Annotated in this window: 13 protein-coding genes; 5 read left to right on the top strand and 8 right to left on the bottom strand. The window is 67.2% G+C overall.

Translation table 11 applies throughout. From position 1 onward, the window contains the following. Positions 1-2: 2 nt before the first annotated feature. On the top strand, positions 3-995 hold the full coding sequence (locus tag JWS13_RS26630) for an alpha/beta hydrolase (protein WP_206008329.1): 993 nt from the start codon (positions 3-5) through the stop codon (positions 993-995). Here JWS13_RS26630 and JWS13_RS26625 read toward each other — a convergent pair. Both JWS13_RS26625 and JWS13_RS26620 read right to left on the bottom strand, forming a co-directional pair. Next, a complete protein-coding gene (locus JWS13_RS26625) occupies positions 961-1929 on the bottom strand; it encodes a pseudouridine synthase (protein WP_206011734.1) in 969 nt (322 codons plus the stop codon). The two genes, JWS13_RS26630 and JWS13_RS26625, sit on opposite strands and share 35 nt — an antisense overlap. A 50-nt stretch (positions 1930-1979) precedes the next feature. After that, complete coding sequence (locus JWS13_RS26620) at positions 1980-2249, bottom strand: GlsB/YeaQ/YmgE family stress response membrane protein (protein WP_206008328.1); 270 nt, start codon at positions 2247-2249, stop codon at positions 1980-1982. Positions 2250-2350: 101 nt separating this feature from the next. Here JWS13_RS26620 and JWS13_RS26615 point away from each other — a divergent pair, with 101 nt between their 5' ends. Further along, a complete protein-coding gene (locus JWS13_RS26615) occupies positions 2351-4117 on the top strand; it encodes a GNAT family N-acetyltransferase (RefSeq protein WP_206008327.1) in 1767 nt (588 codons plus the stop codon). 86 nt (positions 4118-4203) lie between these two features. Here JWS13_RS26615 and lexA read toward each other — a convergent pair whose 3' ends face one another. Then, complete coding sequence (gene lexA, locus JWS13_RS26610; protein WP_206008326.1) at positions 4204-4866, bottom strand: transcriptional repressor LexA; 663 nt, start codon at positions 4864-4866, stop codon at positions 4204-4206. 89 nt (positions 4867-4955) lie between these two features. Continuing rightward, positions 4956-5912, bottom strand: a complete 957-nt coding sequence (locus tag JWS13_RS26605) for a GlxA family transcriptional regulator (RefSeq protein ID WP_206008325.1) — start codon at positions 5910-5912, stop codon at positions 4956-4958. 138 nt (positions 5913-6050) lie between these two features. Here JWS13_RS26605 and JWS13_RS26600 point away from each other — a divergent pair, with 138 nt between their 5' ends. Beyond that, on the top strand, positions 6051-6683 hold the full coding sequence (locus JWS13_RS26600) for an isochorismatase family protein (protein WP_206008324.1): 633 nt from the start codon (positions 6051-6053) through the stop codon (positions 6681-6683). Here JWS13_RS26600 and JWS13_RS26595 read toward each other — a convergent pair. Together JWS13_RS26595 and JWS13_RS26590 are read right to left on the bottom strand one after the other, a co-directional pair. Beyond that, on the bottom strand, positions 6671-7564 hold the full coding sequence (locus tag JWS13_RS26595; RefSeq protein WP_206008323.1) for a hypothetical protein: 894 nt from the start codon (positions 7562-7564) through the stop codon (positions 6671-6673). The two genes, JWS13_RS26600 and JWS13_RS26595, sit on opposite strands and share 13 nt — an antisense overlap. Positions 7565-7672: 108 nt before the next feature. After that, the gene (locus tag JWS13_RS26590; protein WP_206008322.1) at positions 7673-8935 is read right to left on the bottom strand and encodes a PucR family transcriptional regulator; all 1263 of its coding nucleotides are present in this window, start codon (positions 8933-8935) and stop codon (positions 7673-7675) included. A 252-nt stretch (positions 8936-9187) separates the two neighbouring features. Between JWS13_RS26590 and JWS13_RS26585 the strand changes: the two genes are divergently transcribed. Together JWS13_RS26585 and JWS13_RS26580 are read left to right on the top strand one after the other, a co-directional pair. Beyond that, a complete protein-coding gene (locus tag JWS13_RS26585) occupies positions 9188-10039 on the top strand; it encodes an SDR family oxidoreductase (RefSeq protein WP_206008321.1) in 852 nt (283 codons plus the stop codon). A gap of 248 nt (positions 10040-10287) precedes the next feature. Beyond that, the gene (locus JWS13_RS26580) at positions 10288-10848 is read left to right on the top strand and encodes a hypothetical protein (RefSeq protein WP_206008320.1); all 561 of its coding nucleotides are present in this window, start codon (positions 10288-10290) and stop codon (positions 10846-10848) included. 88 nt (positions 10849-10936) lie between these two features. On the opposite strand, the gene JWS13_RS26575 is transcribed toward JWS13_RS26580, so the two are convergent. Together JWS13_RS26575 and JWS13_RS45580 are read right to left on the bottom strand one after the other, a co-directional pair. After that, on the bottom strand, positions 10937-11230 hold the full coding sequence (locus JWS13_RS26575; protein ID WP_206008319.1) for a hypothetical protein: 294 nt from the start codon (positions 11228-11230) through the stop codon (positions 10937-10939). 652 nt (positions 11231-11882) lie between these two features. Next, positions 11883-12203: a hypothetical protein gene (locus tag JWS13_RS45580; protein WP_241032311.1), complete on the bottom strand. Its 321-nt coding sequence runs from the start codon at positions 12201-12203 to the stop codon at positions 11883-11885. Between the last annotated feature and the right edge of the window lie 134 nt (positions 12204-12337).

Raw genomic sequence — 12337 nt, 5'->3', positions numbered from 1 at the left:
AGATGAACGACGACGCCCCCACCTGGTGGAATCTGCTCGACGGCGATGCACAGGCCGCGGCCCGGATGATCGCTCACGCCCTGCCCAAACCGATCCGGGAGCTGGGACCGGAGCAGGCCCGGGCGCTCCTGAACACGACTCCACCTGCCGAGCCGATCACGCCGCTCGACCACGTCGAACAATTGAGCGTTCCGACCCGCGCAGGTGCGATCCGGGCTCGCCTGTACCGCGCAGACAGTGCCGCTCCGGACGGCGACAGGCCTGCCCTCGTCTATCTGCACGGCGGCGGTTTCGTCCTGGGAACCCTGGACGGAGCCGACGAGCTGTGCCGCGCGATCGCCGCCGGATCCGGATGGACGGTCGTGTCCCTGGACTACCGGCTGGCTCCCGAGAACCCCTACCCGGCAGCACTGGAAGACTGCCTCGACGCCTACGCGTGGCTGACCCGGACGGCACCGGAGCTCGGTATCGATCCGGGACGGATCGCGATCGGTGGCGACTCCGCCGGGGGCAATCTCGCCGCCTCCCTCTGCCTGCACCGACGCGACGAGCGCAGCCCCCTCCCCGTGACTCAGGTACTCGCCTACCCTGCCGTCGACGGGACATTCACGACGCCGTCGTGGTCGGAATTCGCCGATGCGCCGCTACTGAGCACCGCGGACGCGCGCTGGTGCTGGGACCACTACGTCGGCCCGGGACACCGGGCGGACGACCACCTCGCGGCACCCATGCGCGCCGAATCGCTACGCGGTCTTCCGCCTGCGCTGATTCTGACCGCGGAGGTCGACCCGATCCGGGACGACGCCGAGGCATATGCGGCACGGCTGCGGCGCGACGGCGTCCCCGTCTCGCTGACCCGGTATGCCGGCGTCTTCCACGGCTTCGTCACCGAGATCGGTGCGTTCACGCAGGCGAAGCAGGCGATCGACGAGGTGTGCCTGCACCTGCGCGAGGTCGCCCTTACGCGGGCGCCTCGCTCAACGTCCGGCGGGTGACGAACCGCCGCGGCATCCCCGACAGCGGATCGGTGAATTCGAGTTCCCGCGCGAGCAATTGGAGCGGGAGGGAATGATCGTCCGGCGCCTCGGGCAGCAGGTCGGGGTACAGACGATCGCCCAGAATCCCGGCGCCGAGCGCCGCCAGATGCACCCGCAACTGGTGCATTCGTCCGGTGTGCGGACGCAGGATCGTGTGCAGCACAGCACGTCCGGAGGAGCTCACACCGCCGCCACACACCTCGACCACCGTCTCGGCGTTGGGTTCGCGGGAGTCGTCGACGACGACCCGGAACTCGCCGCGCCGCGACGCGATGTGGTTGCGGTAGACGACGGGAACGGCACGCTCGGCAAGCACCGGCGCATCCGGGTCCCACCCTGGCGGTTGCATCGACACCGCCTCGTAGACCTTCACTACCCGCCGTTTCTCGAACAGCGACTGGTATGCGCCGCGCGTCGCGGAACGGGCCGAGAACATCACCAGGCCGGCGGTCGCGCGGTCGAGTCGATGGATCGGCGTCAGGTCCGGATTGTCGAGGCGAGTCCGCAACCGGACGAGCGCGGACTCGCGCAGGTATCGCCCGCCCGGAGTGGTCGGGAGGAAGTGCGGCTTGTCGATCACGACGAGGTCGTCGTCGACGTGCAGGATCTCCAGGTGAAACGGCACCGGGTCCTCCACCGGCAGATCGCGGTAGTACCAGACGAACCGGTGCGAGCCCAGCGCCGTGCCGCGACCGATCGGACGACCGTCGGTGCCCACGATCCCTCCGGCGTCGAATCGCCGGTGCAGGTCGCCCGCGTCCAGATGGTCGAACCGCGCGACGACGTACTCGGCGATCGTCGCCCACGGCCCGGACGCCGGGACACGCAGCCGCGTCGGTCCGACCCCGTCCTTGACGGGCAGCGGTGAGGGCATTGGCACGCGCACCATCATCCCACCGGCCGGTTCGGCCGCGTCGCGGGCAGCGGCGAACGCCGTGGTTGTCAGTCGGCCCCTGCCGCGGCCCGCGCCTTCCACCACAACCAGACGGCCGTCACGATGATCGCCCCGGCGAGGGAGCCGATGATGCCGCTGGGACGCAAGTTGAGGCCGTCCCCCGCGAGGAGGCTGATGAGCAGTCCGCCCGCGAACGAGCCGCCGATGCCTGCGACGAATGCCAGCGTCCAATCGATTCCGGACCTGGACCTACCCAGGATGAGTTGGGCGGCGGCACCGACGAGCACTCCGAACAGGATCATCCCGATGATCAACATGGCGGGAGTATAGGGCGCAATTCCCACTCATGCCGTGGTACTCGCGGCCCGGCGGGCGAGATCGGCCGCGCGGTCGCTGGGGAAGCGCATAGGATACCGCCATGCGGCTGACCAACGTCGCGCACCTGCGCCTGCCGTTCGGTCGGCTGCTGGGCTACGACGTGACCGTGGGCCGGCCGGGCCGGCCGCTGCCCGTGTCCTTCGACCAGCGACGCCACGTCGGTGCCGGCGACCGAGCCGGGTCCTGGATGGCGTTGTCCTTCACACTCTCCGCGCCGGTACCGTCCGACGCGCTCGCGGCCGCCTGGCTGGCGGTCATCGCGCGGCACGGCACGCTGCGGTCGATCTTCTCGCCCGGCGAGGACGGCGAGCCGCGGCTGCACGAGGTCGAAATCTTCCCCGGTGACTGGGTCGAGCACCCGATCGCCCCCGGACAGGCCGTCAACGATGCGCTCCGTGACGTGCTCGACCACGCCTGCCCGCCGTACAGTCGTCCGTCGCATCGGCTGTGCGTGCTCGAGACCGCGGCGGGACCGACCGTGGTGGTCGCCGCCGACCACTCACACGTCGACATGTGGTCGATGTTGGTGATCGCACGCGACCTGCTCACCGCGTTGGCGGCGGTGCAGGACGGCCGGGCGCCGTCGTTGCCGCCCGCGCCCGCCTTCGCCGAGCACACCCGCGCCCTGCGGGACCGCCCGTCGGCACCCGCCGAGGTGCACCACCGCTGGGCGGAGGTGCTGGCGGCCAGCGGTGACGTGATGCCACGGTTCCCGCTGTCGCTGGGCGCGGCGACGCTGCAGCACGAGCGGGTGGAGGTGCGCGACGTGCTCGACGTCGACGATAGCGCCGCGTTCTCGGCGCAGGCCCGCGACGACGGCGTCTCGACTCTGGCACTCGTGGTGGCCGCGATGACCGACGTGACGCGCGAGTTGGCCGGCACCCCGCTGCGGGCGGTGTTCCCGGTGCACAGCCGGTACGACGCCACCTGGAACGACTCCGTCGGGTGGTTCATCACCAACTCGGTGCTGGAATCGACCGACCCCGACCCCCGGGCCAGCGCAGAGGCGGTCAAGGAGGCCGTACGGATGGGGTCCTGGCCGCTGGAGGACGTACTTCGCCCGTGGGGCGGGATGCCCGAGGCCCCCGGGATGTTCGCGATCTCGTGGCTGGACCTGCGCCGGTTGCCGGTCCGCGTCGACGCCACCGGGCTGGAGGCGCAGTACGTCGGCGCGACGATCCGGACCGACGGCGTGATGCTCTGGTTCATCCTCGACGAGGCCGGGTTGCACCTGCGCTGTCGCTACCCCGACACCCCCGAGGCCCGGCAGCATGTCGGTACCTGGCTGGACACACTCGTCGCCCACTTGCAGTCGCGGGCACGTGAATCGGTCGGTGGACGGCTCCGACTCGACGACCGCGTCTATCGGGTGCAGCGCGCCGGCCGCGCCGATGTGCCGGCACTGGTCGCCCTGCTGTCCGACGACGAGATCGGCCGCACCCGCGAGGGGGCCGAGATGGCACGGTACGAGGAGGCGTACGACGCGATCGCCCGGGATTCCGCACACTACCTGGCGGTGGTCCGCGCCGAGGACGACCGGATCATCGGCACCATGCAACTCACCATCATCCCCGGGTTGTCCCGCGGCGGCACCGCTCGCCTGCAGATCGAGGGGGTGCGGGTGGCGGCCTCCGAACGCTCCCATGGCGTCGGAACCGCAATGCTCGAGTGGGCGCACGACCACGGCCGGCATCGCGGCGCGACACTCGTGCAGGTCACCACCGACCGCGCCCGCGAGCGGGCGCAGGCGTTCTATGCGCGACTCGGATACGACAGCAGCCACGTCGGATTCAAGCGGGCACTCTGACGGCTGCCGAGACGTGACATGTTCGGTTCGCTCGGCTGTATGCCGCGGCCGACGTGTTCGCGGAACAGGTTTCGAATGGCAGGGTGTCAGATCCGGCGCATCACGGAGACCACCTTGCCGAGGACGACTGCGGCGTCGCCGTCGATGACGGTGTAGGCAGGGTTACGGGGTTCGAGGAAGATGTGACCGTCGCGGCGCCGGAGCACCTTCACCGTGGCCTCGCCGTCGATCATCGCGGCGACGATCTCACCGGAATGGGCCTCGTCCTGGCGGCGCACGACGACGACGTCGCCGTCGCAGATCGCGGCGTCGATCATCGACTCGCCGCGCACCCGCAGCCCGAACACGGTGCCGGAGCCGACGAGTTCACGAGGGAGCGTGAGCATCTCGTCGGCGTGCTCCTCCGCGAGGATCGGTGCGCCGGCTGCGATGTCGCCGACCACCGGCACCGTCACATTGTTGTCGGCCGAGCGTCCGTGCTTCGTCTCTGTGAGGAACGGGCGCACGTCCAATTGCCGAGCCATGGACGAACCCCTCCGGAGGAAGCCCTTTTCCTCGAGGCTCTTCAGGTGCTTGGACACCGACGACGTCGACCGCAGGCCGACCGCGTCCCCGATCTGCCGGGTGCTCGGCGAGCATCCGTGTGCGGCCACCCAGTCCCGGATCGTCGCCAGAATCAACTGCTGGCGGGACGGCAGGGTGGCGGCATCGAGGCCACCGAACATGTCGAGATCGTCGTAATCGGTCACCCGGAGAATCGTAGGGGGTGAGCACCGCCCCTTCGGCAGGGTGTTGGGGTGCGACCAGGTGCGGGGTCTACATCGGACCTGCGCCGACCTCAGCCGTTCGGAAGATCCGCGAACTGTCGCCGGTACGCGGTGGGCGAGGTCGCGAAGGCGGCGACGAAGTTCTGCCGGAACGTGACCGTGCTGGCGAAGCCGCACGCGGAGGCGATGTCGTCGATACCCCAGTCGGTGGTCTCGAGGAGGACGCGCCCTTCACCGAGTCGCTGCTCCGCGACCCACCGCGCCGGCGTCGTCCCGGTGGTTCGCGTGAACTGCCGAATGAAGCTGCGCCGACTCATCTTCGCCTCACCCGCCAGGCGATCGATGGACAGGTTTTCGTGGAGATGGGCCAACGCCCACTGCTGCACGTCGGCAATCGCCGTGTCCGTCGGCGCCTGTGCCAGCGGGCGCTCGATGTACTGGGCTTGCCCGCCCTCCCGGTGCGGGGCGACGACGAGACTTCGCGCCACCCGGGTCGCGATCGCGGACCCGAGATGTGTGCGCACCAGGTGCAGGCAGGCGTCCATCGACGACGCGGTCCCGGCGGAGGTGAGCACGTCGCCGTGGTCGATGTAGAGCACCGAGGTGTCCATCTGCGTGCCCGGATGGCGTTCGGCCAGAGCCGGCATCATCTCCCAGTGCGTGACGGCCGGGCGACCGTCGAGCAGACCGCTGTCGACGACCGCGAAGGCGCCGAGACACAGTCCCGCGACGACGGCACCCCGCGCGTGGGCGCGGCGCAGGCGCGAACCGAACGCCTCGCTGCTCGGCACCACGGGAAGCGGCCACGACGGGATCACGACGATGTCGGCCCACTCGACCGTCTCCGGGCCCGTCACCTCACCGATCGGGTACCCCTCGGCCGTTCGGATCGACCCGGGGCGATCGGACCACAGCCTGGTCTCCCAGTCTGTGGCCAGCCCGAGGCGCCCCAATTCGCCGAACACCATCAGTGGCGCCGCGAGGTGGAACATGGTGATGTCGTCGAACGCATAGACGGCAATCCGCATCGGATCTCCCCACGGTTGGCACAAAGTCATCGAAAGTATGCATCCATGCCACTCGAAACCGCCACCCCCTCACCGAAGAATGGGTGACAGCGCGGCCCGGCGAAGGGCCCGCACGATTTCGATCCCCGGGAGTGAACTATGACTGCACCACGCCGTGCCCTCGTCGTCGTCGACGTCCAGCAGGAGTACTTCGACGGACCGCTGCAGATCCAGTACCCGCCGCGTGAGGAATCACTGGCCAACATCCTGAACGCGATCAAGGTGGCCGCCGCGGCCGACATCCCGGTTGTCGTCGTCCAGCATCGGATGCCCGACGGCGCTCCGGTCTTCGTGGAGGGGTCGGCGGGGTGGTCGCTGCATCCCGACCTCGACACCGCGATCGACCCGTCGTGGAAGCGGGTGCACAAACAGTACGGAAGCGTCTTCGCCGGCACTGACGTCGCGGAGTGGTTGCGTGCGAACACTATCGACACCATCTCGATCGTGGGGTTCATGACCAACAATTGCGATCTGGCCACCGCTGTCGAGGCCGAGGGCCTGGGATTTTCCGCTGAGATCCTGTCCGACGCCACCGGCGCGATCAACCTCGCGAACGAGGCCGGTCAGGTGTCGGCGGAGTCGCTGCACACCACACTGATGGTCCTGTTGCAATCGAACTTCGCCGCGGTCGCCACAACCTCACAGTGGGTCGCGGCCGTCGAATCCGACACAGCTCTCCCGAAGGGCAACCTCGTCACCTCCGCACTCCAAGGGAGTGCTCACTGGAAGTAGGACGCATAGTCGCCGAACGGAACCTGGCCGGTGGGGCTCGACCGCACGGCGTCGGCAACCGCCGGAGGAATGGGAGCCCAGAACGCGGGCATCGCGGCCGCGAGGGAAGGCTGCAGTACGTAGAGCAGTGCGAAGTTCACAATCCAGAGCGGCGGCGCCATCGACATGCCGACCTCCGCGCTCACACCGCCCTTGGTGTTGGTCACCAATTGCGCCGCACCCGACATCTGTTGCGACGCGAAGCCAAAGGCCGCTTGTATCGTGTACGCCGACTCGTACAGCGCTATCAGGGTGTGTGTTGCACCGTTGTTCCTCAACCAGGTGCCCACAAAGCCGCCGGGAGCGATCAGCGAGTTCACCTGCCGCGTCGGCGCGTCCGCGTTGGCCGGACTCTCCAGCAGTCCGCTGGGGTTCACGTACAGCCCGTAGCTGGCCAGAACCGACGGTGTGTTGCGGCCATCGACGTCGGAATAGAGGGGACGGCCGTTCGTATTGGTGAGGATCCGGGCGCACGCATCGATCACCTCGGCGGCGTCGCTGCTGCCGCCGACTCCACCGCCGGTGATGAGGTCGCGATACTGCTGCTCGGACAAAGCGTCAGCCCGGTCGAGCCCGATCTGATAGGCGATCTCGTCCGCCACCTGCTGACCGAGCGGCGCGTTGAGCTGATCCGGACTCGTCATCTGCGTCGGCGCCAGGTTCTCGTAGCCGGGGTCCCCGGAGAAGGGGATCGCGAACCCGGTGCCGACAGCGGGTTGACCGTCTGCTGTCCGGGCCGTTGCCAGGGAGAGAAGGCACACGCCCACCAGTGCCAGTACCGAGAACATCCTGCGGTGGGGGGTTGCTCCGCGTCGATGTACCGCCAAACCTGTGCCGCGCATACGTCAACCTCCCAGAACACGATCCGGCGAGATACCACGAGCTTCCGACCAGTCAAACGCCGTGACTGCGGCTGTGTCAAGACTCCGCGTCGGCTCGGTGCCGATGACCTAATCCGCGGTCAGGACCGCAGGTCCCAGCCATTGGCACACGAGCAGTGCGAGTTCCACGGCCAGTCGATCTCCGGTGAAGTCCTTGCCCCGTACTTCGGCTGCCCGTTTCACGCGGTACTTCACCGAGTTGTGGTGCAGATCAAGCTCTTTTCCGGCGGCGACGTTGCTCAGGTTGTGGGCGAGATAGACCCGCACGGTCTCGCGCAACCGGGCCGAATTCTCGTTGTCGGCAGCGAGCCCGCGCAGAACACCGCGAACCCAGGCGCGAGTGGCCACCAGGTCCTCGACCAACAGGGCAACCGTCGATACCCCGGGTTCGTCGTATGCGGTCACCGCCGGCGCGTTCTGCCCCGCCGCGATGGCCACCGCTCGCGCACGTTGCGCTTGACCGTGGGACTGCCGGAACCCGTCGATTCCTGCGGCCGCAGCGCCGAGAGCCACGACCAGCCCGGGATGCCGCCGCCCGAGGAAGTCGCACATCTCCCCCTGCGCCCGCTCGGGATGGGATCGTGAACCGAGTGGAATCCACACCCAGCCGGTCACTCGGTCTGCGGCCACGAACAGCGGGTCGGTCACTCCGCCCACGTAGTTGGCGAAATCGTGTGCCGCCGATTCGATTCGGGCCAGCATCTCGCCCGAGTCGGAGTCGGAGCTCCAGAAGATCGCGGCCAGGTGACTCTGCTGCAGCACATAACCCAGGGCGGCACCGGCGTCGGGAAGTGCGTTGCCCGCCAGGATCTCCTGAACACGCACGGCCCGGACACTGCTCCGATGCGCGAGCCACCGTTCCCTTTCGCGCTCGTACACGGCCACCACCTGCTGTGACACCCTGTCGATGTAGACAGACATGACCGTGATGATGCGTTCGAGCACTGACACACTGAGTTCCGGCTGCACCGAAGCAGCACGCAATTCGTCGAAAACCAGTCCGAGCAAATTGGTTTGTCCCAGGCGATATGCGCGAACCAGCGCATTGACGGGAACGCCATGCTGGGCAAGTCTTCTCGCGTACTCCATGGCCGCGGCGGGCGCGTCCAAATCCTCGGGAGCGATGTTGTGCTGCAGAGTGTGGAAGATGGTGTCGAGGTTGCCCTCCACACTCGCCCCCAGCAGGTCGAACAACTGGCGATCCGCCCGCAGATCCGGGATCTCCGCGTAGAGCACGCTGGTGATGTCAGCCGTCAGCGACACCAGCCGCTCGTTGAGCGAACGCGCGATTCCGGCAACAAGCAATGCGGCTCGTTCCTCGTCTGATGCCATGCGAAGACAATATCGGTCTTCGGCGCCGATGGACGACGAAACTCCTCAACCATCACCTCAGGCGTGCTCTACCTGGAAATTTGCGAACTTGCGCGTGAATTTCCTGGACACCCCCTTGTGGAACTATTTGTTCTCACCGGACAAATTAATGAGCATTCTTGATTCCTCGAGGACGTCGTCACGGTCTCGTGAGTTCCCTATCGTGGAGTCGTTCGGTCACTCCCCCGGCCGCCACCGACGAAGGAATCAACCTTGAACGACCCCAACAATTTCCGAGGAAGAACCACCGTCATGTCCGGCGGAAGTCGCGGCATCGGTCTTGCGATTGCGCGCGCAATCGCACGCCGCGGTGGAAACATCGTCCTGCTGGCCAAGACCGACACTCCCGACCCCCGGCTACCGGGAACCATCCACACCGCGGTCCGCGAGTTGACCGAACTCGGCGGACACGCCCTTCCCGTGGTCGGAGACGTCCGCAACGACGACGACATCGCGCGGGCCGTCGATCTCGCGGTCGACCGCTTCGGCGGCATCGACATCGTGATCAACAATGCGAGCGTGCTCGATCTGTCGCCGACCGAGGCCCTCACACTCAAACGATTCGATCTGATGCAGCAAGTCAACGTCCGCGGCACCTTCGCCCTGACTCGCGCCTGCCTCCCCTACCTTCAGAAGTCCGCCAATCCGCACGTGATGACGTTGTCGCCTCCACTGAATCTGTCACAGCAGTGGCTGGGCGCGCACCCGGGTTACATGCTGGCCAAGTACGGAATGACATTGGCAGCGTTGGGCATCGCAGCCGAGTACCGGAACACGAACCTCTCCAGCAACTGCCTGTGGCCGCAGACCACGATCGCCACCGCAGCAGTCGGCAACCTCCTCGGCGGCCGGGAAAGCCTGCACCACTCGCGGTCACCCGAGATCATGGCCGACGCGGCAACCGAACTCCTCAGCCGCCCCGCCGGCACCGACAACGGTAGAACCCTCCTCGACGTCGAGGTCCTCACAGAGGCCGGTGTGTCCGACTTCGCGAAATACGGCGGTGAGCAACCACTGACAGTCGACATCTTCGTCGACGGGCCGGATCTCGCAACCCACGCGTAAGCCCGACTACGGCCGGTGAGCCGGTCTCGTCTTCCTCACCGCAGCCCTCCCCCAACTCTGAGGTAGCAAGCCCGGTGGACGGTGCCGTACCGGATCGTCGCTCGCAGCCGCGCGGCGACCGCGGTCGGCAATTCGCATGGGAAATGCGCCGCGGGTAGTCGAACGCTGTTACGGGTACCCGGACGGCGGGCGACGCCGACCGCTGTCGGGGCAGCGCCCGACTCAGTCTCACCGACCGAGGAGGCTTCATGAACATCACAGCACTCACCCTCGCCGTGCTGCGAGTGCAGTACACCGTCGTGCGCTACCCCCTTCGCCTGATCGACGACCAAGTGATCTCTCACCTGGCACCCGCGGCACCGGCCAGACGGCTGTATCGGGGCGGCCTCGCCCTGCTCGATGGTGTCGCGGGCGCCGTTCTGGGTCACCGGAATCGTCCCGATCACGCTGCACCCGGCGTTGTCGATGCTCGCACTTCAGATGTCGCTCCTGCTGCCGTCGCGACCACTCGTCGGGCCGCGACGGTGGAGAACACCGAGCTGAACGCGAAGGCGTCCCAGCAACTCGACACCGATTCGCTCGCAGAGCATCTCAAAGAATTGGGACCGTCGCATCCACGCGGGCATGCGGCAACCGCCGACACGACCGACCCGGCGACCGCCGAGATTCTGGACCAACTCGCGGACGCCGCGCACACCGAACCCGACACGACACTGACCGGCGAACTGGCCGACCGCGTAGCCGAACTCACGCGCGCCGAAACCCCGCCACCAGGCGTCGAAACAAACCCGGCCGGCGAGCACCACTGACGACCAACCGCGCCTCGCAAGCAATACGCGGAAGTGCCCCACATCGGTATCGATGCGGGGCACTCGCCAGTGGAGACTGGGGAAACTGCTATCCGCGGGAGAGTCCGGGCTGAGTCTGGATCTGCCCGACGTTGCCCTTGGTCTTGCCGACCGTCCATTCACCGTCTGCGCCGCACACCAGGGCGCCGTTGCGGTCACCGGGCTTGCCGTATGTCACCGTCTCGTTGCCCTGGGAGTCCGTGTTCACGATCGGGCACGGACCACCGGTGGGACCGTTCGGGCCGATCGGCTCGGCCTGAGCGACGGATGCCGCCCCGACCGCACCGAGGACCGAGAAGGCGGTGAAGGCGATAGCGGCGAAGGTTCGGCGGGCGTTGATCATTGGCGTTTCTCCTGGGGATGTGGGGGAAGTGCGTCGGTGACAGGTACAACTCTGCCAACCCCGGAGCCAGACGTGAACCAACCCCAGGGGCCCGTTCGGGCACCCTGGAGTGGACGTACCCGCCCCACCCGAGGGTGGACCTCAGTGAGTCTTCAGGTTGGTGGTCACGGCGTGCGGAAGCCCCGAAAGGTCACGTGCTTGCGTGTCCGGAAGCACAGTGCTCGTAAGGGCCGGCTCCGCACGTTCGCCTAACAGCTCGTCGCGGCCTTTCCGAGTACGAACTCGACGTGAGCCTGCGCACCTGGTTCGATCATCCTTCTGACCGCTCACCAGCGGGTCCGGCGACGGGAGTAGGCACCGTCCTACGAGCCAGGTCGACAATCCAGACAACCCTCGACCGGATATCTCAATCCGAGAGGTCGCCCGGGGACAGGGCCCAGACAGGGGTTCGGCCGGGAATGTTGTCGCATTCTCGGCCGGATCTCTGTTTCTCGAGCCTCTCATCGTTGCCGATGACCAACTCGATCCGCACGTCTGAATCTACTCGCCCACCGAGGGCGTCCGCAATAGCCATGGTCGCCCAAATATCGCGTCTACCTGCTCGTGTATGGATGAACTCCCGCCAGACGACCCGCCCGGGCGTTCGTCCTGGCTAGGGCAGAGAGTGCACAGAATCCCCGTCCCCGACATCCCGATGCACGAGTTCGAACCATGCACTGGGTCCGCCGTGAATATGCGGGCCCGGGTAACACAGGGCCAGACTTTGCCCGTCGAACGCGGTGAACCATTCATGCCAGGAAATGTGCTCGAGCCCAGCGGTGCCGTGACCGGGGACGTCGATCCGCAGAGCACCTGCGCTACCGGCAGCGGCCGTGTTCGCCATCCGCGCCGGTGCGCCGTGGTGCGCTCGCGCCCAACGACGAATCTCGTCGTGATCAGTGGTGATGTGTCGGTGCGAAGTCTGTGTGGTCATCGTTCGGTTCCTGGGTCGCAGTCACGCTGGGCAGGGAGATCTCGAATCGGTAGATTCCCGGCTTACCCACAATGGCAACAGCCGAATCCGGTGGGCAATCGCGGACGTCGCGGTCCGGCATCCGAATGCCCAAC

Source organism: Rhodococcus pseudokoreensis, from assembly GCF_017068395.1.
Classification (GTDB): Bacteria; Actinomycetota; Actinomycetes; order Mycobacteriales; family Mycobacteriaceae; genus Rhodococcus_F; species Rhodococcus_F pseudokoreensis.
This window is presented reverse-complemented; position numbering and strand designations above follow the sequence as displayed.